24 protein-coding genes are annotated in these 22,100 nt (G+C 61.6%); 12 read left to right on the top strand and 12 right to left on the bottom strand.

The window, feature by feature from the left end:
• Window positions 1-4 precede the first annotated feature (4 nt).
• From rpmH to yihA, 4 genes are all read left to right on the top strand, one after another.
• Window positions 5-139, top strand: a complete 135-nt coding sequence (rpmH, locus tag HGO38_RS03980) for a 50S ribosomal protein L34 (RefSeq protein ID WP_250954636.1) — start codon at window positions 5-7, stop codon at window positions 137-139.
• 32 nt (window positions 140-171) lie between these two features.
• The gene (gene rnpA, locus HGO38_RS03975) at window positions 172-561 is read left to right on the top strand and encodes a ribonuclease P protein component (RefSeq protein ID WP_250954979.1); all 390 of its coding nucleotides are present in this window, start codon (window positions 172-174) and stop codon (window positions 559-561) included.
• Window positions 561-2,426 carry a membrane protein insertase YidC gene (gene yidC / locus HGO38_RS03970; RefSeq protein ID WP_250954635.1) on the top strand — a complete coding sequence of 622 codons (1,866 nt, stop codon included), beginning with the start codon at window positions 561-563 and terminating at the stop codon, window positions 2,424-2,426. The genes rnpA and yidC overlap by 1 nt, the downstream gene beginning before the upstream one ends.
• Before the next feature lie 123 nt (window positions 2,427-2,549).
• On the top strand, window positions 2,550-3,215 hold the full coding sequence (gene yihA / locus HGO38_RS03965) for a ribosome biogenesis GTP-binding protein YihA/YsxC (RefSeq protein ID WP_250954634.1): 666 nt from the start codon (window positions 2,550-2,552) through the stop codon (window positions 3,213-3,215).
• A gap of 66 nt (window positions 3,216-3,281) precedes the next feature.
• Here yihA and HGO38_RS03960 read toward each other — a convergent pair whose 3' ends face one another.
• The 3 genes from HGO38_RS03960 to HGO38_RS03950 all read right to left on the bottom strand — a co-directional run bounded on the left by HGO38_RS03960 (window position 3,282) and on the right by HGO38_RS03950 (window position 5,291).
• Window positions 3,282-3,839, bottom strand: coding sequence for a fasciclin domain-containing protein (locus HGO38_RS03960; protein WP_250954633.1), 558 nt, complete (start codon window positions 3,837-3,839; stop codon window positions 3,282-3,284).
• A gap of 199 nt (window positions 3,840-4,038) precedes the next feature.
• Window positions 4,039-4,755 carry an anti-sigma factor gene (locus HGO38_RS03955; RefSeq protein WP_250954632.1) on the bottom strand — a complete coding sequence of 239 codons (717 nt, stop codon included), beginning with the start codon at window positions 4,753-4,755 and terminating at the stop codon, window positions 4,039-4,041.
• Window positions 4,752-5,291: a sigma-70 family RNA polymerase sigma factor gene (locus HGO38_RS03950; RefSeq protein ID WP_250954978.1), complete on the bottom strand. Its 540-nt coding sequence runs from the start codon at window positions 5,289-5,291 to the stop codon at window positions 4,752-4,754. Before HGO38_RS03950 ends, HGO38_RS03955 begins: the two co-directional genes overlap by 4 nt.
• 160 nt (window positions 5,292-5,451) lie before the next feature.
• Between HGO38_RS03950 and argB the strand changes: the two genes are divergently transcribed.
• Entirely contained in the window at window positions 5,452-6,339 is an 888-nt protein-coding gene (gene argB, locus HGO38_RS03945; RefSeq protein ID WP_250954631.1) for an acetylglutamate kinase, read from the top strand.
• Between the two features lie 13 nt (window positions 6,340-6,352).
• On the opposite strand, the gene HGO38_RS03940 is transcribed toward argB, so the two are convergent.
• On the bottom strand, window positions 6,353-7,267 hold the full coding sequence (locus tag HGO38_RS03940; protein WP_502941494.1) for an EamA family transporter: 915 nt from the start codon (window positions 7,265-7,267) through the stop codon (window positions 6,353-6,355).
• Between the two features lie 100 nt (window positions 7,268-7,367).
• Between HGO38_RS03940 and HGO38_RS03935 the strand changes: the two genes are divergently transcribed.
• Window positions 7,368-8,084 (top strand): pyrimidine 5'-nucleotidase, encoded by a 717-nt coding sequence (locus tag HGO38_RS03935; protein ID WP_250954630.1) that lies wholly within the window; start codon window positions 7,368-7,370, stop codon window positions 8,082-8,084.
• Window positions 8,085-8,201: 117 nt separating this feature from the next.
• Window positions 8,202-8,954, top strand: a complete 753-nt coding sequence (locus HGO38_RS03930) for an EF-hand domain-containing protein (protein ID WP_250954629.1) — start codon at window positions 8,202-8,204, stop codon at window positions 8,952-8,954.
• A gap of 65 nt (window positions 8,955-9,019) precedes the next feature.
• On the opposite strand, the gene HGO38_RS03925 is transcribed toward HGO38_RS03930, so the two are convergent.
• The gene (locus tag HGO38_RS03925) at window positions 9,020-9,880 is read right to left on the bottom strand and encodes an LOG family protein (protein WP_250954628.1); all 861 of its coding nucleotides are present in this window, start codon (window positions 9,878-9,880) and stop codon (window positions 9,020-9,022) included.
• 233 nt (window positions 9,881-10,113) lie between these two features.
• On the opposite strand from HGO38_RS03925, the gene dapD reads away from it, so the two are divergent.
• From dapD to HGO38_RS03910, 3 genes are all read left to right on the top strand, one after another.
• Window positions 10,114-10,971 (top strand): 2,3,4,5-tetrahydropyridine-2,6-dicarboxylate N-succinyltransferase, encoded by an 858-nt coding sequence (gene dapD, locus HGO38_RS03920; protein ID WP_250954627.1) that lies wholly within the window; start codon window positions 10,114-10,116, stop codon window positions 10,969-10,971.
• A gap of 67 nt (window positions 10,972-11,038) precedes the next feature.
• Window positions 11,039-12,232, top strand: a complete 1,194-nt coding sequence (dapE, locus tag HGO38_RS03915) for a succinyl-diaminopimelate desuccinylase (RefSeq protein WP_250954976.1) — start codon at window positions 11,039-11,041, stop codon at window positions 12,230-12,232.
• Window positions 12,219-12,815 (top strand): hypothetical protein, encoded by a 597-nt coding sequence (locus HGO38_RS03910; RefSeq protein ID WP_250954626.1) that lies wholly within the window; start codon window positions 12,219-12,221, stop codon window positions 12,813-12,815. Before dapE ends, HGO38_RS03910 begins: the two co-directional genes overlap by 14 nt.
• Window positions 12,816-12,821: 6 nt before the next feature.
• Here HGO38_RS03910 and arsH read toward each other — a convergent pair whose 3' ends face one another.
• The 7 genes from arsH to HGO38_RS03875 all read right to left on the bottom strand — a co-directional run bounded on the left by arsH (window position 12,822) and on the right by HGO38_RS03875 (window position 19,611).
• Window positions 12,822-13,532, bottom strand: coding sequence for an arsenical resistance protein ArsH (gene arsH / locus HGO38_RS03905; RefSeq protein ID WP_250954625.1), 711 nt, complete (start codon window positions 13,530-13,532; stop codon window positions 12,822-12,824).
• Window positions 13,529-13,954 carry an arsenate reductase (glutaredoxin) gene (arsC, locus tag HGO38_RS03900; protein WP_250954624.1) on the bottom strand — a complete coding sequence of 142 codons (426 nt, stop codon included), beginning with the start codon at window positions 13,952-13,954 and terminating at the stop codon, window positions 13,529-13,531. Before arsC ends, arsH begins: the two co-directional genes overlap by 4 nt.
• Before the next feature lie 81 nt (window positions 13,955-14,035).
• Window positions 14,036-14,809 carry a tRNA pseudouridine(38-40) synthase TruA gene (gene truA / locus HGO38_RS03895; protein ID WP_250954623.1) on the bottom strand — a complete coding sequence of 258 codons (774 nt, stop codon included), beginning with the start codon at window positions 14,807-14,809 and terminating at the stop codon, window positions 14,036-14,038.
• Complete coding sequence (gene fmt, locus HGO38_RS03890; protein WP_250954622.1) at window positions 14,809-15,744, bottom strand: methionyl-tRNA formyltransferase; 936 nt, start codon at window positions 15,742-15,744, stop codon at window positions 14,809-14,811. The genes truA and fmt overlap by 1 nt, the downstream gene beginning before the upstream one ends.
• Before the next feature lie 68 nt (window positions 15,745-15,812).
• Window positions 15,813-16,331, bottom strand: coding sequence for a peptide deformylase (gene def / locus HGO38_RS03885; RefSeq protein WP_250954621.1), 519 nt, complete (start codon window positions 16,329-16,331; stop codon window positions 15,813-15,815).
• A gap of 92 nt (window positions 16,332-16,423) precedes the next feature.
• Entirely contained in the window at window positions 16,424-17,929 is a 1,506-nt protein-coding gene (locus HGO38_RS03880; RefSeq protein ID WP_250954620.1) for a globin-coupled sensor protein, read from the bottom strand.
• Between the two features lie 149 nt (window positions 17,930-18,078).
• Window positions 18,079-19,611 carry a methyl-accepting chemotaxis protein gene (locus HGO38_RS03875; RefSeq protein WP_250954619.1) on the bottom strand — a complete coding sequence of 511 codons (1,533 nt, stop codon included), beginning with the start codon at window positions 19,609-19,611 and terminating at the stop codon, window positions 18,079-18,081.
• 286 nt (window positions 19,612-19,897) lie between these two features.
• Between HGO38_RS03875 and HGO38_RS03870 the strand changes: the two genes are divergently transcribed.
• Both HGO38_RS03870 and HGO38_RS03865 read left to right on the top strand, forming a co-directional pair.
• Window positions 19,898-21,133 (top strand): DNA recombination protein RmuC, encoded by a 1,236-nt coding sequence (locus HGO38_RS03870; RefSeq protein WP_502941493.1) that lies wholly within the window; start codon window positions 19,898-19,900, stop codon window positions 21,131-21,133.
• 46 nt (window positions 21,134-21,179) lie between these two features.
• Window positions 21,180-22,079 carry a ribokinase gene (locus HGO38_RS03865; protein WP_250954617.1) on the top strand — a complete coding sequence of 300 codons (900 nt, stop codon included), beginning with the start codon at window positions 21,180-21,182 and terminating at the stop codon, window positions 22,077-22,079.
• Window positions 22,080-22,100: the final 21 nt, after the last annotated feature.

Here is a 22,100-nt window from a genome sequence, read left to right as displayed (position 1 = left end):
AAAAATGAAGCGTACCTACCAACCATCCAAGCTTGTTCGCAAGCGTCGCCATGGTTTTCGTGCACGTATGGCCACTGCCGGCGGCCGCAAGGTTCTTTGCGCCCGTCGTGGACGCGGTCGTCAGCGTCTTTCGGCCTAAGGCCGGATGTGCCCGATGAAAGCGCCGGGCCAATGACGTGTGATATACCCAAACAAACTGCCGGGCGGCTGAAAAGCCGCCCGCAGTTTCTTGCTGTTCGCGAAGGTGAGCGGCGCAAGGGCAAATACTTCCTGCTGGAAGTGCTCGATCGCGCCGAACCCGAGACTGCGCCCCGCGTCGGCTTCACCGTGACCAAGAAGCATGGAAATGCGGTCGAACGGAACAGGATGCGCCGACGCCTCAAAGAGGCTGTGCGATTGAGCGCAGGGTTTGCAATGATGCCCGGACATGACTATGTGATTGTCGCCCGGCGGGATGTGCTGGCCGCGCCGTTCAGGCAATTGACGAACCAGCTCCATCAGCGCATCGAAGCCAATCCAAGATCCGAGCGTTCCGACGCGACCCGCCCCAGGAAAGTATGATGCAAAACAACCGCAATTATTTCATCGCGATTGCCATGTCGGTGCTGGTCGTCATTGCCTGGCAGTTCCTCTATATGAACCCGAGGATCGAGAAGCAGCGGCTGGCGGAACAGGCGCGCCTGGAGCAGGAAGCCCGGACCGCCCCGGCGACCAACAACGCAGCCACGCCGGCGCCGGCGGGCACCGTGAACGGCGCCCTTCCCGGCTCCACCCAGGCCAATGCCACCGCCAACCGCGATGAAGCCATTGCCAAAACGGCCCGCGTTGCCATCGACACCAAAGCACTGTCCGGCTCGATCAACCTGACCGGCGCCCGCCTTGATGACCTCAAGCTCAAGGGCTACCACGAGACAGTGGACGACTCGAGCCCGATCATTACCCTGTTCAATCCGGCCGACACCAAGGACGGATACTTCGCAGAAATCGGCTATATCGCTGGCGAGAACGCTGGCGGCGTTCCCGGTCCCAACACTGTCTGGACGGTGTCCGGCAATGACAAGCTGACCGAAACTACTCCTGTCACGCTGACCTATGCCAATGATGCGGGCTTGACGTTCTCCCGCAAGATCTCGGTCGATCAGCACTACATGTTCCAGATCGAGGACACCGTGTCCAACGCCGGGGCTTCTGCTGCAAGCGTTGCCCCATACGGCCGCGTCACGCGCTACAACAAGCCCACCACAGCTTCCGTCTATGTTCTGCATGAAGGCTTCCTGGGCGTCATCGGCGCCACCGGCGGGCTGGTCGAGAAGAAATACAGCGCCGTCGAAGAAGAGCCGATCGTCAATGAAAAGGCGACCGGCGGCTGGATCGGCGTTACCGACAAATATTGGGCGGCAGCACTTATCCCGCCGCAGGATCTCGCCTACGAGAGCCGCTTCTCGCATTTTACCGACGGTCAGCCGCGCTTCCAGGCAGACTATAAGAATGATGCCGTGTCGGTGGCTCCCGGTCAGTCTGCCACGACCAAGACCCTGCTCTTTGCCGGCGCCAAGGAAGTTCCCGTCGTCGACGGCTATGCCAGCGATAAATCGTGGTTCGGCACGATGTTCACCAGCCTGTTCACAACCGACAAGGCAGAGGTGACCAGCTATGAAGTGCCGCGCTTCGACCTTTTGATCGACTGGGGCTGGTTCTATTTCTTCACCAAGCCGATGTTCCGTCTGATGGACTTCTTCTTCCGTCTGGTCGGCAATTTCGGTGTCGCCATCCTGCTGACGACGATCGTCGTCAAGCTGCTGTTCTTCCCGCTTGCCAACAAGCAATATTCATCGATGGCCGCCATGAAGCGTGTCCAGCCGAAGATGGAAGAGCTGAAGGCGAAGTTCGGCGACGACAAGATGGCCCTGCAGAAGGGCATGATGGAACTGTACAAGACCGAGAAGATCAATCCGATCGCGGGTTGCTGGCCGGTCGTCTTGCAGATCCCGGTGTTCTTTGCGCTCTACAAAGTCATCTACATCACCATCGAAATGCGCCATGCGCCGTTCTTCGGCTGGATTAAGGACCTGTCGGCACCGGATCCGACAACCTTCATCAACCTGTTCGGCCTGCTGCCGTTCGAAGGCCCAACCTTCCTGCATCTCGGCGTCTGGCCGATCATCATGGGCATTACCATGTTCCTGCAGATGCGCATGAACCCGACGCCGCCGGATCCGACCCAGGCGATGCTGTTCACCTGGATGCCGCTGATCTTCACGTTCATGCTGGCAACCTTCCCGGCCGGTCTGGTCATCTACTGGGCCTGGAACAACACGCTTTCGATCCTACAGCAAAGTATCATCATGAAGCGCCAGGGCATGAAGGTGGAGCTGTTCGACAATCTCCGCGGCATGTTCCGACGAAAACCCGCCGCGACCAAGTAATACAGAAAGCCCCGGTTTTCCGGGGCTTTTTTCTTATGGGGAGGCCGGCACCTGGCCACCTCTTGACATCACAGTTCAAAACCCGGATTCCGGCTTTCAGGAGATCCGTAAAGAGGCACTGCCATGACATCGACAACCCCCGCAAACGAACCGGTCCTGTTCGGCCGGCCATGGATCTTCATCCGCGGCGTGCCGTCGATGAAATTCCTGCCGCCGGAAGGCCCGCTGGAAGTGGCTTTTGCCGGGCGATCGAATGTCGGAAAATCATCGCTGATCAATGCGCTGGTGGGGCAGAAGGGCTTGGCCCGCACGTCCAATACGCCGGGCCGAACCCAGGAGCTGAACTATTTCGTTCCGGACGGCTATAGCGGCCAAGCCGGCGACATGCCGCCGATGGCGCTGGTCGACATGCCGGGCTACGGTTATGCGCAGGCGCCAAAGGAGAATGTGGATGCCTGGACCAAGCTGGTCTTCGACTATCTGCGCGGCCGCGCCACGTTGAAGCGGGTTTATGTGCTGATCGACAGCCGCCACGGCATCAAGCCGAATGATGACGAAGTGCTGGGCCTGCTCGACAAGGCCGCCGTCTCCTATCAGATCGTGCTGACCAAGACCGACAAGATCAAGGTCGCGGGCGTGCCCAGATTGCTTTCGGAGACGCTGGAAAAGATCAAGAAGCACCCGGCCGCCTTTCCGGAAGTGCTGGCCACATCCTCGGAGAAGGGCGAAGGCCTGGACGAGCTTCGCCAGGCGATCGGCGTCGCGGTCGGTCGTCGGGCCATCGCATAGCCTGACACGGAAAACCCGCCGCTGGAATGCGACGGGCCTTGCCGAGTTCCGTAGAGTTGGCCGGGATTACATCTTGGGCAGAAGCACCTTGTCGATGACGTGAATGACGCCGTTCGACTGCTTGACATCGGCGATGGTGACGGTGGCGACGCCGCCGGTCTCATCGGTCAGCGTGATCTTGCCCATGTCCTGCTTGGCCTTCAGGATGCAGCCGCCGACGGTCTTGACGTCATGCTCGCCCTTGTCGTCGGCAATCATCTTGCCGATTGCGTCGGACATGGCATTGGCGGCCACCACATGGCAGGTCAGCACCTTGGTCAGCTGCGCCTTGTTTTCCGGCTTCAGCAGCGTGTCGACGGTACCGGCCGGCAGGGCTTCGAAAGCGGCATTGGTCGGCGCGAAGACCGTGAACGGTCCCTTGCCCTGCAGGGTCTCGACCAGACCGGCGGCCTTGACGGCGGCCACGAGCGTGGTGTGATCCTTGGAGTTCATGGCATTTTCAACGATGTTCTTGTCCTCGAACATCGCCGCACCACCGACTTTCGGGTTTGCCGCATAGGCGCCAAGTGTTCCTGCGGCCATGACGGTGGCAAGGGCGAGCGTGCGGAGCTTTGACTTGATCATGATGGTTTCCTCTTCCTCTGTTTTTACCCGCGGCCAGGCCGGTAAGGCCGGTGCGGGCGGATAACTCACGTTTCCCATCCGCGGGAACATGACAAAGGACGGAAGCGGGCGGATTTTAGTTTCAGAACCGCGGAGCAATTTCGAGAAAAAAACGAAGCCTTTGTTTTCTGAATATTTTTCGCAGCGGCAGCAGCCCTGGCTACTGGGCAGGCCCAAGCGCCACGATCGGGCCGGTGGCCTGTCCGGTCGGCGATCCGCCAAACGGCTCCAGGCTGACGGCCAGGACGACGCCTTGCTTGAGTTTTTCGCGCATCTCAGCGGGCACGATCAGTTCGCCCTCGCCGGTCTGCGGCAGGATGCCGAGCGAGCGGGCGGGATCGCTGCCTTCGATCAGCCAGAGCTCCAGCGATTTCGTCTGGGCGTCGCCTGTTGCCACAGGCGTGACCCGAAGACGGCCCGACTGATCGTCGTAGCGCGCCACAAGAGACACCGCCTGATCCTTGCCCGCCATTTCGGCGATCAGCAGCCGGCCTGGCGCCGGCGCATTCCAGGCACGGAATTCGGTCGTCGCGAGCGTTACCGCGGCCAGCACGCTGGCCAGGGTCAGCACCCGCCAGACGGCCAGCGAATTCCACAAGGAGCCGAGGCCGGAACGATTGCGACGCGACACCTCGCCGAACAACCGGCTCTCGATCGCCGAAAAGGCTTCCGGCGGCGGCAATTCGACCCCGTATTCCTCTCCGAATTCCGAGAGGTTCTCTTCCCAGCGATGGACGATGGCCGCGAACTGGCGGTCGCGCCGGATGCGCGCCTCGACCTTCAGGCGGGCATCGGCGCCGAGCACGCCCAGGACATATTCGCCCGCCAGGACTTCGTCCCGCGAACGGTCACCCTTGCTCTGGTCTGGGGTCGTCATGTGTCCAAGCACTCTCTCAATTTCAACAGGCTGCGGCGCAGCCACGTGCGCATCGTGTTCAGCGGCACGCCGAACTGATCCGCCAGTTCCTGATAGCTGAGCCCCTCCACATAGGCATGCCTTACGGCCCGCGCCCGATCAGAATCCAACTGTTCCATGCATGTGTCAATCCGCTTTCCTTCACCATGAAGAACCGCGACTTCCTCCGGATCCGGCGAAAGATCGGCGATTTCGGCCGCCTCGTCCAGCGAATTTCCGACGGGCTTACGCGCCCTCAGCCGATCGATGCAATGGTAGCGTGCGATAACCGTCAGCCAGGCCATCGGACTGGCGCTGCCGGCGGCAAAACTGTCGGCGCGCTGCCATATCTTCACGAAGATATCCTGCAAGGCCTCTTCGGCATCGCTCCTGTCTTTCAGAATACGCAGGCAGATGGCAAAAAGTTTCGCACCGGCGCGGGAATAGAGCAGGGAAAAGGCGCTGCGGTCCTTCAGGGCCACGCGGCTCAACAAAACGGCTACATCGTCGTTCGTCATCTCAATCCCGGTTCCCGGTCCACCGATTGGCTCTGGCCGTGGCTTAACTACGCATCGGGATGGATTGCGGATCATCATCACGCCGTTATCTTTGGCCACGATTATTCCCTCCGGCCGAATCTTGCGCTAAAAGGCCGCCATCCAACATAAAGGGGTGCCCATGACTGCGTCCGAAAGCGAAACCCAGGCCCGACTTCTCGCACAGGCCCTGCCCTTCATGCAGCGCTACGAGAACAAGACGATCGTCGTCAAATATGGCGGTCATGCCATGGGCAACGCCGAACTGGGCAAGGCCTTTGCCGCCGACATCGCGCTTCTGAAGCAATCGGGCGTCAACCCGATCGTCGTTCACGGCGGCGGACCGCAGATCGGCGCCATGCTGGCGAAGATGGGCATCGAATCGAAATTCGAAGGCGGGTTGCGCGTCACCGACCAGAAGACCGTCGAGATCGTCGAAATGGTGCTGGCCGGTTCGATCAACAAGGAAATCGTCGCGCTGATCAACCAGACCGGCGAATGGGCGATCGGCTTGTGCGGCAAGGACGGCAACATGGTGTTTGCCGAAAAGGCCAAGAAGACGGTGATCGACCCCGACAGCCATATCGAACGGGTTCTCGATCTCGGCTTCGTCGGCGAAGTGGTCGAGGTCGACCGCACGCTGCTCGATCTGCTGGCGAAATCGGAAATGATCCCGGTCATCGCGCCCGTCGCTCCGGGCCGGGACGGCCATACCTACAATATCAATGCCGATACCTTTGCCGGCGCCATCGCCGGTGCGCTCAACGCCACGCGCCTGCTGTTCCTTACCGATGTGCCCGGCGTGCTGGACAAGCAGGGAGAACTGATCAAGGAACTTTCGGTGACCCAGGCTCGGGCGCTGATCCGCGACGGCACGATTGCCGGCGGCATGATCCCCAAGGTCGAGACCTGCATCGATGCGATCAATGCCGGCGTGCAGGGCGTCGTCATTCTCAACGGCAAGACACCGCATTCCGTGCTGCTGGAAATCTTCACCGAGCACGGTGCCGGCACGCTGATCGTTCCCTGATCGAGATGGCAGGCTAAAGAAGCAGCAAAGCCAGAATGCCGGCGACGATCAGCAGGCAGCCGGCGATCTCCAGCGCATTGATCTTCTCCTTGAAGATGAAGACCGCGGAGGCGAAGGTGAACAGCATTTCGACCTGGGCCAGGGCCTTGACCACGGCGACCTGCTGGAGCGTCATGGCGGTGAACCAGCCGAAGGACGCCGTGGCGCCGACGAAGCCGACGACGATCGCCACCGGCCATGCGGCGGCGACCCGCGCCAATTCCGCCCTGTCGCGCCAGAGCATCCAGGCCAGCATCGAAAAGGTCTGGATCAGGATGACCATGACCAGGGTGAAGCTCGCCTGCATGACGGAGTCCGGGGCCGGCAGGCTGGGCGCCAGGGCGAGTGACGCCTGGCGGTAGGAAATGCCTGACAAGCCGAACAGCAGGCCCGAGGCGAGGCCGATCAGCGCGATGCGGCTGAAGACCGAGGTCAGCAGGGACCGCACGGTGATCGCCGTGCGGGCCACCGAGATGACCATGACGCCAACGACCGAGATGGCGATGGCCAGGAAGGTGGCCCAGGTGATCCGCTCTCCGAAGAACAGCAGCGCGATCACCGCGGCCTGAGCCGGCTCGGTGCGCGAATAGGCGGTGCCGACGGCGAAATTGCGGAAGGAGAACAGGTGCACCAGCAGGAAGGTGGCGCCAATCTGCGAGAAGGCGCCGATCACGGCCCAGAACCAGAAGCTGGCATTGGCCGAAGGCAGCGGCCGGTCGAAACCATAGACCAGCAGTGCCAGATAGAAAAATGCGAAAGGCACGCCGAAACCGAAGCGCACGAAGGTCGCCCCGGTCGTGCCCATCCGGCCCTTCAGATGCTTTTGGAGAACGGAGCGCATATTTTGCAGGAATGCGCTTGCGAATGTGATGACAGCCCAGAATTCCATGGATTTGCGCTAGCATGGGACGCTGCGGTTCGCCATAAGCAGGCGGTGCAAAAAGCCGATTGCCGTGCATTTTAGACGCCAGCCTTGCGAGAGACCCGACATGACCGAGCCCAAGTCCACTGCCACCAAAGCCGACTTCGCCCATGTCAGGGACTGGGTCTTCGATCTCGACAACACGCTCTACCCGCATCACATCAATCTGTTCGCGCAGATCGACCGCAACATGACGGAGTTCGTGGCCGAGTTGCTGCAACTGGAGCCGGCCGAGGCCAAGCTTTTGCAGAAGCGCTATTATCACGATCACGGCACGACGCTGAAAGGCCTGATGCTGCATCACAATGTCGATCCGAATGCCTTTCTGGAAAAGGCCCATGCGATCGACTATTCGCCGCTGCTGCCGGATCCGGCGCTTGGCGAGGTGATCAAGGCTTTGCCGGGCCGCAAGTTCATCTTCACCAATGGCACCGTCAGCCATGCCGAGGCGGCCGCGCGGGCACTGGGTATCCTCGATCACTTCGACGATATCTTCGACATCGTCGCCGCCGACTATGTACCGAAGCCGGCCGGCAGCACCTATGACAAATTCACCCAGCTGAACCGTATCGACACCGGTCATGCAGCGATGTTCGAGGATCTGCCGCGCAACCTAGTGGTGCCGAAATCGCTTGGCATGAAGACGGTCCTGCTGGTGCCGCGCAATCTCGAGGGGGTGGTTCTGGAGACATGGGAACGCGCCGATGGTGTAGACGGCGCAGGATCCATCGACTTCATCACCGATGACCTCAGCGGCTTTCTCTCCACCCTGATTGCCGAATGAGGCTTGAAGAACTCCAAACCTTACCAAAATTTCATGAAGCGTTACAGATGTTTAAGTAGGAACTTATAGCCGTCGACACCATTATCCTGTCATCCAACGAGGATGAAAGGAATTCCAATGAACGGCAAGACATTTACGCTCGCGGCACTGGCCACCAGCCTTCTGCTCAGCGCTTCGGCGACTGCCACCCTGGCGCGTGACCATCGGGGCCCGGGTCCCGGTCCGGGTCCGGGTCCCGAAGGCATGTTCATCCACTTGCTGCAGGACGTCGACAGCAACAAGGACGGCAAGGTTTCCAAGGAGGAAGCCAAGGCGGCCGAAGACAAGATGTTCGCAGAGATCGATGCCGACAAGGATGGTTCTCTCACCCCCGGCGAGATGCGCAAGCATCGCGAAGCGATGATGGAAAAGATGAAGGCCGAAGGCAATGGCCCCGATGGCAAGGGTCCAGACGGCAAGGGTCCGAAGGATGGCCCGGGTGCCGGTCCGAAGGATGGATCCGGCCCGCAGGGCATGGCACCTGACGACGACATGGATGACGGCGACGACATGGGTCCGCCGGACGGCATGGGTCCGCCCGATGGAATGGGTCCGGACGGTGACCGTGGTCCGCGCGGCGATCGTCCCGGCTGGGGCATGCAACACGGTCGCCACGGTGATCGCGATGGTCCCCGTGACCGGGCCGGCATGGAACGCGGCGGCCCGATGGGACCGATGGGTATGATGCGCCGGATCGACACCGATGAGAACGGCCAGATCAGCAAGGCCGAGGCATCGGCCGCAGCCGACAAGATGTTTGAGCGCATGGACACCAACAAGGACGGCGCGATCTCCGCCGACGACTTCCCGAAGCACCCGTTCTGGCGCTAGGATTTCGCATCCAGACTGTAAACTGAAGCGCCCGCGGCCAGTGCCGCGGGCGTTTTCCGTTGGGCTCAGTGATCGTAGTGATCCGCAATGATCTTCCAGGCCTGTTCGGCCGTCTCGACGAAATTGAGCAGTTTCAGGTCGTCGGGTGCGATGGTGCCGAATTCGGCAAGCGCGTCGAAATTGACGATCTTGCGCCAGAAGGCCTCGCCGAACAGGATCAGCGGGATCGGCGCCATGCGCTTGGTCTGGATCAGCGTCACCGCCTCGAAGAATTCGTCGAGCGTGCCGAAGCCGCCGGGGAAGATGGTAATCGCCTTGGCCCGCATCAGGAAATGCATCTTGCGGATGGCGAAATAGTGAAAGTTGAAGGACAGGTCCGGCGTCACGTAAGGATTGGGCGCCTGCTCGTGCGGCAGGACGATGTTGAGGCCGATCGACGGCGCGTCGAGTTCGGCAGCACCCCGATTGCCGGCCTCCATCACGCCCGGTCCGCCACCGGTCATGACAACATATTCCTGATGGGCATAGCGCGCCGCATGTTCGGCGCAGAGGCGGGCAAACTTTCGCGCTTCCTCGTAATAGACAGATGCCGCCTCGAGGTTCCTGCGCTGGGTCTCGTTGCGGGCCGCCCAGGCGGCGGCTCCGGGCGCCGGAATACGGGCGCCGCCGAACATCACGATGGTCGACTTGATGCCCTTTTCGGTGAGGATCATTTCCGTCTTCAGCAGTTCCAACTGCAGGCGGACGGGGCGCAACTCCTCGCGGCACATGAAATCGTCATCGGCATAGGCCAGGCGATAGGAGGGCGATTCCGACTGGGGCGTCTTGGGGACGACGGCTGCTTCCTTGCGGTCCGAGGAACTGTTCTTCAGCGGATCCCAAACACCGTCGCTGCGCCTGTTCCTGCCATTGCGTGCCTTCGCCATTCTCAATGCCTTTTTTCGGGTTGGACCCCGGCGCAACGCAGCGCCCAGGCTCCAACCAGCCTTCTCTCGTCAAACCCATTGCGGAGACGGTTGGTCGTCACGGCAATCGGCGCAGAATGTGCCGACGGCGGTTTTCAAGGCCTGGGGAATGCGCTAGAGCAGATCGCCAGTTTCCGATCGCCAATCCGATGGTTTCGGATATGACGTTAGACAATGAAGTTTAAGGAATCCTCATGCACGCCACGGATCTTACCGCTCTCGAAACCATCATCGATGCCGCTTTCGACAATCGCGACACGGTCAACACATCGACCCGCGGCGAAATCCGCGACGCGATCGAGACCGCCCTCACCCTTCTCGACAGCGGCAAGGTCCGCGTGGCGACGCGCGGCGAAGACGGCAACTGGACGGTGCACCAGTGGCTGAAAAAGGCCGTTCTGCTGTCCTTCCGCCTCAACGACATGGAGGTCGTCAAGGGCGGCCCCGGCGCATCCACCTGGTGGGACAAGGTTCCGTCGAAGTTCGAAGGCTGGGGTGAGAACCAGTTCCGCGCCGCCGGCTTCCGCGCCGTGCCCAATGCCGTGGTGCGCCGCTCGGCCTATATCGCCCCGAACGCCATCCTGATGCCGTCTTTCGTCAATCTCGGCGCCTATGTCGGCGAAGGCACGATGGTCGATACCTGGGCCACCGTCGGCTCCTGCGCGCAGATCGGCCGTCATGTGCACCTGTCGGGCGGCGTCGGCATCGGCGGCGTTCTGGAGCCGATGCAGGCTGGCCCGACCATCATCGAGGACAATTGCTTTATCGGCGCCCGCTCCGAAGTGGTCGAGGGCTGCATCGTGCGCGAAGGCTCGGTGCTCGGCATGGGCGTGTTCATCGGCAAGTCGACCAAGATCGTCGATCGTGCCACCGGCGAGGTGACCTATGGCGAAGTGCCGCCCTATTCGGTGGTGGTTGCCGGCTCGATGGGCAGCGGCACGATCATGCCGAACGGCGTGGCGGCGCCGAACCTCTATTGTGCGGTGATCGTCAAGCGCGTCGATGCCCAGACCCGGTCGAAGACCGGCATTAACGAATTGCTGCGCGACTGATCCTTGCCGACATTCGAGGCGCTGTCGGCGCCTCGAAAATGCCTGCCTCCAGACATATCCGATGGCCATGACCGCGCAAAACCCGATCGACAATCTCCAGGCCCTGATCCGCTGCCCCTCCGTGACGCCTGCAGAAGGCGGGGCGCTGACGGCGCTTGCGGCCATGCTGGAACCCTTGGGCTTCAACGTGTCGCGGATCACGTCCAGCGAGCCCGCAACCCCGGATATCGAGAACCTCTATGCCCGCATCGGGACTGAGGGTCCGCATCTGATGTTTGCCGGGCATACCGATGTCGTGCCGGTTGGCAATGCCGCCGACTGGACGCATCCGCCCTTTGCCGCCGAGATTGCCGATGGCATGCTGTTTGGCCGCGGCGCCGTTGACATGAAGGGCGGCATAGCCTGCTTCGTGGCAGCGCTGGCCCGTTCGATCGAGGAGAACGGGCCGCCGAAGGGATCGATCTCGCTGCTGATCACCGGCGACGAGGAAGGCCCTGCTATCAACGGCACGATCAAGCTTTTGGAATGGGCCGCGGCAAAAGGCGAGCGCTGGGATGCCTGCCTGGTCGGCGAGCCGACCAATCCCGACCAGCTGGGCGACATGATCAAGATCGGCCGGCGGGGTTCGCTGTCCGGCACCATCACCGTGTCGGGGACCCAGGGTCACGCCGCCTATCCGCATCTGGCCGACAATCCGGTGCGCGGCATCATCCAGCTGACCCAGGCGCTGATGCATCCGGTCTTCGACCATGGCACCGACAATTTCCAGCCGTCCAACCTCGAAGTGACGACGATCGATGTCGGCAATCCGGCGACCAATGTCATTCCCGCCAAGGCTATGGCGCGCTTCAACATCCGCTTCAACGACACCTGGACGGCGACAAGCCTGCAGGCCGAGATTGTCAGGCGGCTCGACGTCGCGGCAGCCGACCAGCATCTGCGCCCCGGCCGCGCGCCGTTTGCCTATGAGATCCAATGGTCCGAGCGCCCGAGCCATGTCTTCCTGACGCGCAACAACGCGCTGATCGATTCGCTGTCGCGTTCGATCGAAAAGGTGACCGGCAACATGCCGAAGCTGTCGACCACCGGCGGCACATCGGATGCGCGCTATATCAAGGATTATTGCCCCGTGGTGGAATTCGGCCTGGTCGGCCAGACCATGCATATGGTCGATGAGCGGGTGGCGGTCGAGGATCTCGAAACGCTGACGCGCATCTACACCCATTTCATCGACGCCTGGTTTGCTGATGCCATCGCTTAAAGAGGTCGAACATTATCTGACCGGCCTCTGGCTGCTGGTGCTGCGCGACCCGAAGGGGTTCCAGTACCTGGATCTTTCGGAGCGCGGCAGCCTGCGCTCGTTCTGGGCAGTGGTCTGGACCCTTCCGGCCATGCTGGTGTCGTGGATGTGGTGGCGGTCGACCTACCTCGAAAAGATGCCGCCCGATACCGAGACCGGGCTTTTGTTCTTCCTGCGGCTGGCGATGATCGAGGCCTCCAACTGGCTGCTGCCGCTGATCTTTGTCGGCGTGCTGATGCTGGCGCTCGGCGTCGGCCAGAAATTCTCCGCCGTCGTGGTGGCAACCAACTGGATGGCCATCCCGGTCTCCTACACCTATGCCTTCCTGATCCTGGTGATGATGCTGCTGCCCGGCGCGTCCGGCCTCATCGTCCTGCTGTGGTTCGTCGCGTTTTTCTCCGTCGTCCTGGCCCTGTTTCGGATCATCGGCATGATCTGCGGCGACCAGTTTGCCATGGTCGCAACACTGACCATGCTGCTGCTGATCCCCACCATGATCCTGTCAGAGGTTCTGGAACGGTTTCTCGGCGTCTTTCCGGGTTAGCAAGGATCAGATCGACCGCTGGTTGACCCGCTTCGACAGTTCCTCGGCACTTTCGACCCGTTCCGAATAGCGCTCGACCAGATAATCGGCACGGTCGCGGACCAGAAGCGTGAACTTCATCAGCTCTTCCATGACATCGACGACGCGATTGTAATAGGCCGACGGCTTCATGCGGCCGTGTTCATCGAATTCCATAAAGGCCTTCGGCACCGACGACTGGTTGGGAATGGTCACCATGCGCATCCAGCGGCCGAGGATGCGCATCTGGTTGACCGTGTTGAAGCTCTGCGAACCGCCGCAGACCTGCATCAGCGCCAGGGTACGTCCCTGGGTCGGACGCTGGGCACCAAGCGACAAAGGCAGCCAGTCGATCTGGGTCTTCATCAGTCCGCTCATCGCGCCATGCCGCTCCGGCGAGCACCAGACCTGAGCTTCCGACCACAGCGACAGATCGCGCAATTCCTGGACCTTAGGATGGGAGGCAAGCTCCGCATCTGCAAGGGGCAGACCATGCGGATCGAAGATCCTCACCTCGGCGCCATAGCGGCGCAGGATGCGGGCCGCCTCCTCCGTCAGCAGCCGGGAATAGGACACAGCGCGCAGTGAGCCATAGAGCATCAGGATGCGCGGCGGATGGGTCTTGCGGTCCGGCTGGTGCAGGCGGGCATCATCGATCGGCCGGAACTGCGCCTCGTCCAGGTTTGGGGTATCGGTCATGACTGCGCACCCTTCCCTCCATCGAAGGTGACCACTTCGCCATCTTCCTTGGTGAAGGCGCCGATCTGCGGATTGGGCAGGATCTCCAGAACCACTTCGGACGGACGGCAAAGCCGGGTTCCCTTCGGCGTCTCGACGATCGGACGGTTGATCAGGATCGGATGGGCCAGCATGGCATCGATCAGCTGCGCATCGGTGACAGCGGCATCGTCGAGCCCTAGTTCCTCATAGGGCGTGCCCTTCTGGCGCATGATGTCGCGTATCGGCGCACCGATGGCGGCGATCAGTTCCACCAGGCGCTCGCGGCTGGGCGGGGTTTTCAGATACTCGATAACCGTGGGCTCTTCGCCCGACTGGCGGATCATCGCCAATGTGTTGCGCGACGTGCCGCAGGCCGGGTTGTGATAGATGGTGATCGTCATGACGGGTCTCCAATCAGGTCCAATATTTCCATAATTCTTGAAATATCGATACGTCAATTCGAGACACGGCGCAACCCCGTCTCAGCTGCTCCGGGCGAAATGGCTGTCGTCGGGATAGTCGACCTGCATGAAATAGAGACCTTCCGGCGGCGCGACGGGGCCGCAGGCGGAGCGGTCGCGGGCGTCCAGCGCTGCGCGCACATCGGCAATGCTCATCTTGCCCTCGCCGGCCATTTTCAGCGTGCCGGCAAAGGAGCGGATCTGATTGTGCAAGAAGCTCTGCGCCGTGGCGCGGATTTCGATCACGTCGCCGTGGCGGCTGACATCGAGGAGGTCGAGCGTGCGCACCGGACTATTGGCCTGGCAATGGACCGAGCGAAAGGTGGTGAAGTCGTGCTTGCCGACCAATTGCTGCGCCGCTTCGTGCATGACCGCATGGTCGAGTTCTTTCGACACCCACCAGGCCCGATTGGCCTCCAGCGCCAGCCTCGAAGGCCTTGATATGATGCGGTAGAGATAATGCCGGCGCAGGGCCGAAAACCGGGCATCGAAGGCCTCGCTGACGGCTTTGACCTCCAGCACGCTGATGCTTTCGCGGCCGGTCGCCAGATAGGCATTGAGGGCATTGCGCAGCTTGTAGGGCACCCAGTCGCGGGTCAGATCGACATGCACGACCTGACCCCTGGCATGAACGCCGGAATCGGTGCGGCCGGCGCCACGCACCTTGACGGTCTCTCCGGTCAGCAGCAGCACCGCCTTTTCCAGCGCCCCTTGCGCGGAATGGCCGTTGTCCTGGCGCTGCCAGCCGACATAGGGCGTGCCGTCATATTCGACCACCATGCTGAAGCGTGGCATCAGTGTGCCACCGTTCCGGGACCGAGCGGCGCACCGCGCAGGAAATCCACGGCCGGCAGCGGCTTGCCGCCCGCCTTCTGCAAGCGCGTCAGCCGCACGGCCCCCTCGCCGCAGGCAATTGTCAGGACGTCGTCCAGCACCTCGCCCGGCTTTCCGGACCCTTGGGCCAACTGGCTCGCCAAGACTTTGATCCGCTCCACCCGGCCATTGATCTCTGCCTCGAACCAGGCGCCCGGGAAGGGCGACAGGGCGCGGATGTGGTTGTGGACATCGCCGGCAGACCACGAGAAATCAATATGAGTCTCGGCCTTGTCGATCTTGGCCGCATAGAGCACGCCCTCGGCCGGCTGCGGTGTCAGGGCCAAGTCGCCGGCTTCCAGCCGCGCCATGGCCTCGCGCATGGCCTCGGCGCCCACCAGTTTGAGTGCATCGTGCAATTCTCCACCGGTCATGTCAGGGCCAATGGCCACCGTTCTCGTCAGCGCCACCGGGCCGGTGTCCAGCCCCTTGTCCATCTTCATGACCATCATGCCGGTTTCCGCGTCGCCGGCCATGATGGCACGCTGGATGGGTGCTGCACCGCGCCAGCGCGGCAAGAGCGAGGCATGGCCATTGTAGCAGCCGAGCCGCGTGCCATTGAGGATCGCCTCCGGCAGCAGCAGCCCGTAGGCAACGACCACGGCGACATCGGCCTCGAAAGCTTGAAAAGCCTGGCGATCCTCCTCGGCCTTAAAATTGAGCGGCGTCAGAACCGGAATGCCGAGCTGTTCGGCAGCCTGGTGCACGGGCGACTTGGTCAGATCGAGGCCACGCCTGCCGGCCGGCCGCGGCGGCTGGGAATAGACCGCAACGATGTCATGGCCGGCCTCCGCCAGAGCCCGCAAGGTCGAAACCGAGAATTCCGGCGTTCCCATGAAAATGATGCGCAGCGCCATAGTCGGTCTCCACGATACGGGTTCGAACGATTGGCCGGCGAAACCGGATGCCGCGCCGCGCCAATGACCTAAACGGTCACCTTGGACTTGGCCGCCTTGCTGAACTTCTTGATGACCATTTCGCGCTTCAGCCGCGAAATATGGTCGATGAAGAGAACGCCGTTCAGATGGTCGATCTCGTGCTGCAGGCAGGTGGCCAGCAGGCCATCGGCCTCCGTCAGCTGCTCCTTGCCGAGGCGATCGAGATGCTTGACGGTGACGGTGGCCGGGCGTTCCACTTCCGCATAATAGTCCGGAATGGACAGGCAGCCCTCTTCATAGACCGAACGGTCTTCGGACGAGCGGATGATTTCCGGATTGATGAAGACCAGCGGCTGCTTGTCTTCGCCTTCCTTGGACACGTCGATGACCAGCAGGCGACGCGGCACCGCGACCTGTACCGCGGCCAGGCCGATGCCCGGCGCGTCATACATGGTGTCGAGCATATCGTCGATCAGGTGTGTGAGGTCCGAATCGACCCGTTCGACAGGCTTGGAGACCTGACGCAGCAAAGGATCCGGGATGATAATGATAGGCTTGATGGTCATGGCTTTTCCCATAACGCATCTCTTTTCTGGAGGAAATCGAAAAACGTGCCGATTCGCCCCGGTTTTTGCCCGACTGGAGCGAATTCTTGACGTCAGGCGGCGCGGCTGCGCGTGCCCGGCCGGAATTGACCGCCAGCTTGGCGCGACTCGGTGCCGAGCGTGCCGAGGAGGCCGACAAGTCCCGCCACTTCATTGCGCAGCCGGCGGGTTTCGGCAGAGGTCTGCTCGACCATGCTGGAATTCTGATGGGTCAAGGCATCCATGCCGCGCGTTGCAACATTGATCTCCTGCAGACCCGTTGCCTGGTCCTTGGCAGCGCATGCAATGTCGGACACGATTGCCGTGATCTGATTGATACGCTCGCTCATGTCGGCCAGCGCCGCACCCGTGTTGCTGACCAGGCCCACGCCCTCGTTGACCTGGCTGGTGCTCTGGGAAATCAGCCCCTTGATCTCCTTGGCGGCGTCGGCACTGCGCTGGGCAAGCGAGCGGACCTCCTGGGCAACCACGGCGAAACCCTTGCCGGCATCGCCAGCACGAGCCGCCTCGACGCCAGCATTCAGCGCCAGCAGATTGGTCTGGAAGGCGATCTCATCGATGACGCCGATGATCTTGGAGATTTCCGAAGACGATTTTTCGATTTCCGCCATGGCCGAGACGGCCTTGTTGACAACCTCGCCGGAGGTACGTGCCTGCTGCTGGGTGTCGCGGACCGCTACCGATGCCCGTTCAGCGTTGGCCGCGGTCTGGTTGACGCTGACCGAAAGCTGCTGCAGTGCCGTGGCGCTTTCCTGCAGTCCGGCGGCCTGCTTCGCCGTGCGCAGCGCCAATTCGTCCGAGCCCTTGGCGATGGTCTCCGTGCCGTCGAGGATCTCCTCGGAGGCGCGGCGGATCGCGGCGAACGAATTGCTCAGGCGGCAGACAGTCTGGTTGTAATCATCGGCCATCTGCTTGAAATCGCCCGGCAGATCAGTCGTCATCCTTGATTCGAAGTCGCCGTTGGCAAGAGCTGCCAGGCCGTTGCGCAGATGCTCCATAGCCATGCGCTGATCGGCCGCAAACCGCTCTTTCTCGTTTTCCAGTTCGCGCCGCTTTTCATCCAGCGCATCGAGATAAACCGAGATCGAATAATCCATGTCGAGCATGGAGGCCTTGATCAACACGCCGAGCTTGTCTGCGAGGACTGATGCATGGCGCTTTCCGAACGGAAACGGCCATTGCTTCTGCAGCACGCCGCTGACCAGTTCGGTCAGGAGCACTGCGTAGCCGCCGATGTACCAGCGCGGCTCAAGGCCGATGCGGGCATGGGCCTTGCCGATCGCCGTTACGCCTTTGACATAGACATCGTCGAACTTTCCGGCCGAGACCTTGTCCCAATGACCCTGCTGCGCCTGCTTGGCCGCCGCCATATGGCCCTTGTCGCGAAAAAAGCCGGAGATCTGCGCCGTGGCGCCGACCTTGGCGTAAAATTTGTCGAGCGCACCGCCCAGGATCTCGGCGAGCGTCGGTCGAAGCGACTTGAGGGTCTGGCAGCTCGCCTCGTCCAGTTCCAGAAAGGCAAGACGTTCCACCAAGGCAGTATCGGTTTTATTGGTCATCGGTGCTCGTGCCACTTCCCGCGTTCGGTGTTTGCGGGGATACGCAAACGGCTCTGCCAAACAATAACAATTCGCGAGTTTCCTAAACGGACGGTAAACACGGAGTATCGGAAGTAACACTTCGTCGTCGATTCCTGCTGGACCAGACCTCAACCCGCGCGCCGTTGATTGACGTGTCTGTCCGCTTCCCGGCGTCGCTCGCCACTATGCTTCTGATCGTTGGCGTTGCGAGTCTTGAATTTTTGCAACGCATTGACCAGGCGTTCCACCTCATCACGCAGGGTCACGGTCTGGGCCGAGGTTTCTTCGACCATTGCCGCGTTCTGCTGGGTTATGGTGTCCAAACTGCCGATGGCGACATTGACTTCTTTAAGACCGCCCGACTGATCCGATGCTGCCGACGCGATGCCCGTGACAATAGTATTGATCTCGCCAATCCGGTTGATGATCTTCTCCAGCGCCTCGCCTGCATTGTTCACCAGGCCCACTCCCGATTGCACCTGGCCGGAGCTCTGGGAGATCAGCCCCTTGATTTCCTTGGCCGCATTGGCGCAGCGCTGGGCCAGTTCGCGGACTTCCTGGGCAACGACCGCGAACCCGCGACCGGCCTCGCCGGCGCGGGCTGCTTCGACACCGGCGTTGAGCGCCAGAAGATTGGTCTGGAAGGCAATCTCGTCGATCACCCCGATAATCTTCGAGATTTCGTCAGAGGACTTCTCGATCGCACCCATTGCTGAAACAGCCTTGGTCACCACTTCCCCCGATGTCTGGGCCTCGTTCAACGCCATTTTGACGACCACGGTTGCCTTCTGGGCGCCATCGGCAGCCTGGGCGACGCTCTGGGTCAATTCTTGCAAAGCAGCTGTGCTTTCCTCCAGACCTGCTGCCTGCTGCTCCGTACGCTGGGCCAGATGATTGGCCGCTTCAGAAATGGCGGTCGTCGAGCGCAGGATTTCTTCCGCCGCGTTTCGCACGGTGCCGATGGTGTTGCGCAGGTTCTCGACGGAATTGTTGTAGTCGCCGGCCATGCTGACAAAATTGTCCGGCAGGTCACGGGGCAGATTGGACTCGAGATCTCCCCTGGACAGCTCCGCCAGAACGGCGCTCAAGGCAGACAAGGCGACGGCTTGCTCCTGCTCGACCTTAAGCCGGGCCGCTTCCGACTGGTTGCGCTGGTCGGCCAGAATATCGAGGTAGATCGAGATGGAATAATCCATGTCCAGAAGAGCCGCCTTGACGATGATCGCAACTTCATCTGCCAGTTGCTGCGAACCGCGCTTGCCGAATCTCGACGGCCAGCGCTCCCGCACGATGGCATGAATGAGTTGCTCCAGCAGAACCGCGTATCCGCCGATATACCAGCGCGGCTCAAGGCCGATGCGGGCGTGAGCGCGGCCGACGGCCTGGACCCCTTCGACATAGCGCTCGTCGTACTGGGCCGTGCCGACGACCGTCCAGTGCTCTTCCTGACGCCTTTTCGCACCCTTTATATGGTCTTCGCTGCGGAAGAAGGCGGCGGTCTCCGGCGTCTTTCGAAGACGCTGATAAAAGACATCGAGAGCCGCACTCATATTGTTTCTGATCACCGGGCCAAGGGCGCGCAACTTCTGCCGGGCCTGGTCGTCAAAGCCGATGAAGTCCAGACGTTTGTTCAGTGCAGTCTTCTCGTCCTGCGAAATCATTATGTCCCTCGGGTCTTATGGCAGTGCGTATGGCGCGCTTGATTGCAACGCTTGATGGAAATAATAAACGCCTGGAGTGGTAAATTTTCTCCATACAAATATTCTAAATTATATATCTCTTTATCAGCCTCGACGTAGGTTCGCGTTAGGCTTGATCTTTTGGGCAAGAGTACTCCTTCGGCCTGCAAACAGGCTCAGACAAAGGTCGTATACGTCGCTCATCACCGTGGCGCCATGACTATGTTCTTGTTTTGATCTGGATTTGCCATCAGAATCTGGTAGTCATATGTCCATGAACGGTTTTGAACTCCCATCAGACGCGACGCTTTTTGCAATCGGAGATTTGCAGATCTCGCTTGCGCTTTTCCTCCAGGTCTCGGCCTGCACGCTTGTGCTGGCAATCGTTCTGATTGCATGGCGCGGCCGATCATTGCGCGCCGCCATTCGCGCCGATGTGGCCCGCCGGGAGGCGCTGGCCGAGCAGCGCATGGCGGACCTTCTGCGGGCCCAGGCCGACATGCAAGGCCGGATTGCGGCGATGTCGGAGGTGTTCGGCACGAAACAGAGCGAATTCAATCACGCCATCAACCAGCGGCTCGACGGCATGACGCACCGCATCGGCGCGACCATCACCGAGCAGACGAAATCGACCCATGAGAACCTGCGGCACCTGCAGGAGCGCCTGGCCGTGATCGATGCTGCCCAGAACAATATTCAGAATTTGGCGAAGGACGTGGTCGGCCTGCAGGCCATTCTGTCCAACAAGCAGACGCGCGGCGCCTTCGGCCAGGCGCGCATGGAAACCATCGTGGCCGACGGCCTGCCAATGGGCGCCTATTCGTTCCAGCCGACCCTGTCGAACGGATCGCGGCCGGATTGCACCATCCGCATGCCGAACGGTTCGCCGCCGCTGGTGATCGACGCTAAATTTCCGCTGGAAGCGTGGAACGCGATCCGGGATGCCGGTAGCCCCGAGATGCGAAAAGCCGCCAGCCAGCAGTTCCGCCGTGACCTGGATGTGCATATCCGCGATATCGCCGAAAAATACCTGATCCCCGGCGAGACCCAGGAAATGGCCTTCCTGTTCGTGCCGTCCGAATCCATCTTTGCCGAGATCCATGAGCATTTCGAGAGCATCGTACAAAGGGCGCATCGCCTGCGGATCGTCATCGTGTCTCCCTCCCTGCTGATGCTGTCGATCCAGGTGATCCAGTCTGTGCTGAAGGACCAGCGGATGCGCGAACAGGCCCATCTGATCCAGGGAGAGGTCCTGCATCTCATGGAGGATCTGACCCGGCTGGACGACCGGACCCGCAAGCTGCAGAGCCATTTCCTGGCAGCTCAGAAAGACGTGGAGATGATCCTGACGTCGGCGGACAAGTTGACAAAAAGGGGCGCCAGGATAGAAGCGATGGAGTTCGAAGCCGGTCCCGGCGCGGCCGATCCCGGACATCCGGAGACGCCCCCATCGGTGGAAAGCAGAACGGGGCTCTTGCGGCTGCGCGTGGTGGACGACGACTGACGAGCGTCGGCCGGCGGCCTCAATGGAAAAAGGCGGACAGGACAGAATGATCACCGTATTCGGCTCCATCAACATGGATCTCATCGCCACGACGACGCGCCTGCCGCTGCCGGGCGAGACGGTTGCGGGCGACACATTCTCAACGGCAGCCGGCGGCAAAGGGGCCAACCAAGCGCTGGCGGCCCGCCGGGCCGGTTCTCAGGTGCGCATGGTCGGTGCAGTCGGCCATGACGGCTTTGCCGAGCCCGCGCTGGCGCTGCTGGAGGCCGCCGGCACGGATCTTTCCTGCGTGGCCCGCAATCCGATATCGACCGGCACGGCATTGATCCTGGTTGGCGGCGATGGCGAGAACATGATCGCCGTCGTTGCCGGGGCGAATGGCACTCTGACGGAGACCGAGGCTGCCGACGCCGTCGCCGCCATGCAGGCCGGCGACATCCTGATGCTGCAGCTGGAAATCCCGGCCGCAGCCGTCGAGCATGCCCTGACAGAGGCACGGGCCCGTGGCGTGAAGACCGTCATCAACATTGCGCCGCTGACCAGCGAGGCGGCCCGGCTGGGGCGGATGGCGGATATCGTCATTGCCAACGAGACCGAATTCGAGCGGCTGGCTGGCCAGGAAGCAATGGGACCCGACCAGCGGCGTCAGGCGCTACGCCGGCTTTATGACGAGACCGGGCAGACGCTGATCGTGACGCTTGGCGCCGAGGGCGTGATTGCCATCCATGAGGGCATCGAACACCAGGCCAAGGGCCTTAAAATCGTTCCGATCGACACTGTCGGGGCGGGCGATACATTTTGCGGGTACTTTGCGGCGGGGCTCGACCAGGGGCTCGACTTTGCCACCGCCCTGCGGCGCGCCGCTGTCGCCGGTTCGCTGGCCTGCCTGCAGCCCGGAGCGCAACCCGCGATCCCGACCGCCGACGCGGTTGCGTCCGCTCTCTAAAAGCGCTTCACCCATCTGACG

It is taken from the genome of Rhizobium sp. CG5, from assembly GCF_023701945.1.
Classification (GTDB): Bacteria; Pseudomonadota; Alphaproteobacteria; order Rhizobiales; family Rhizobiaceae; genus Allorhizobium.
This window is presented reverse-complemented; position numbering and strand designations above follow the sequence as displayed.

Coding starts and splice junctions, on each gene's coding strand:
- rpmH (WP_250954636.1), top strand. CDS start 5: ATGAAGCGTACCTACCAACCATCCAAGCTTGTTCGCAAGCGTCGCCAT.
- rnpA (WP_250954979.1), top strand. CDS start 172: ATGACGTGTGATATACCCAAACAAACTGCCGGGCGGCTGAAAAGCCGC.
- yidC (WP_250954635.1), top strand. CDS start 561: ATGCAAAACAACCGCAATTATTTCATCGCGATTGCCATGTCGGTGCTG.
- yihA (WP_250954634.1), top strand. CDS start 2,550: ATGACATCGACAACCCCCGCAAACGAACCGGTCCTGTTCGGCCGGCCA.
- HGO38_RS03960 (WP_250954633.1), bottom strand. CDS start 3,839: ATGATCAAGTCAAAGCTCCGCACGCTCGCCCTTGCCACCGTCATGGCC.
- HGO38_RS03955 (WP_250954632.1), bottom strand. CDS start 4,755: ATGACGACCCCAGACCAGAGCAAGGGTGACCGTTCGCGGGACGAAGTC.
- HGO38_RS03950 (WP_250954978.1), bottom strand. CDS start 5,291: ATGACGAACGACGATGTAGCCGTTTTGTTGAGCCGCGTGGCCCTGAAG.
- argB (WP_250954631.1), top strand. CDS start 5,452: ATGACTGCGTCCGAAAGCGAAACCCAGGCCCGACTTCTCGCACAGGCC.
- HGO38_RS03940 (WP_502941494.1), bottom strand. CDS start 7,267: ATGGAATTCTGGGCTGTCATCACATTCGCAAGCGCATTCCTGCAAAAT.
- HGO38_RS03935 (WP_250954630.1), top strand. CDS start 7,368: ATGACCGAGCCCAAGTCCACTGCCACCAAAGCCGACTTCGCCCATGTC.
- HGO38_RS03930 (WP_250954629.1), top strand. CDS start 8,202: ATGAACGGCAAGACATTTACGCTCGCGGCACTGGCCACCAGCCTTCTG.
- HGO38_RS03925 (WP_250954628.1), bottom strand. CDS start 9,880: ATGGCGAAGGCACGCAATGGCAGGAACAGGCGCAGCGACGGTGTTTGG.
- dapD (WP_250954627.1), top strand. CDS start 10,114: ATGCACGCCACGGATCTTACCGCTCTCGAAACCATCATCGATGCCGCT.
- dapE (WP_250954976.1), top strand. CDS start 11,039: ATGACCGCGCAAAACCCGATCGACAATCTCCAGGCCCTGATCCGCTGC.
- HGO38_RS03910 (WP_250954626.1), top strand. CDS start 12,219: ATGCCATCGCTTAAAGAGGTCGAACATTATCTGACCGGCCTCTGGCTG.
- arsH (WP_250954625.1), bottom strand. CDS start 13,532: ATGACCGATACCCCAAACCTGGACGAGGCGCAGTTCCGGCCGATCGAT.
- arsC (WP_250954624.1), bottom strand. CDS start 13,954: ATGACGATCACCATCTATCACAACCCGGCCTGCGGCACGTCGCGCAAC.
- truA (WP_250954623.1), bottom strand. CDS start 14,809: ATGCCACGCTTCAGCATGGTGGTCGAATATGACGGCACGCCCTATGTC.
- fmt (WP_250954622.1), bottom strand. CDS start 15,744: ATGGCGCTGCGCATCATTTTCATGGGAACGCCGGAATTCTCGGTTTCG.
- def (WP_250954621.1), bottom strand. CDS start 16,331: ATGACCATCAAGCCTATCATTATCATCCCGGATCCTTTGCTGCGTCAG.
- HGO38_RS03880 (WP_250954620.1), bottom strand. CDS start 17,929: ATGACCAATAAAACCGATACTGCCTTGGTGGAACGTCTTGCCTTTCTG.
- HGO38_RS03875 (WP_250954619.1), bottom strand. CDS start 19,611: ATGATTTCGCAGGACGAGAAGACTGCACTGAACAAACGTCTGGACTTC.
- HGO38_RS03870 (WP_502941493.1), top strand. CDS start 19,898: ATGTCCATGAACGGTTTTGAACTCCCATCAGACGCGACGCTTTTTGCA.
- HGO38_RS03865 (WP_250954617.1), top strand. CDS start 21,180: ATGATCACCGTATTCGGCTCCATCAACATGGATCTCATCGCCACGACG.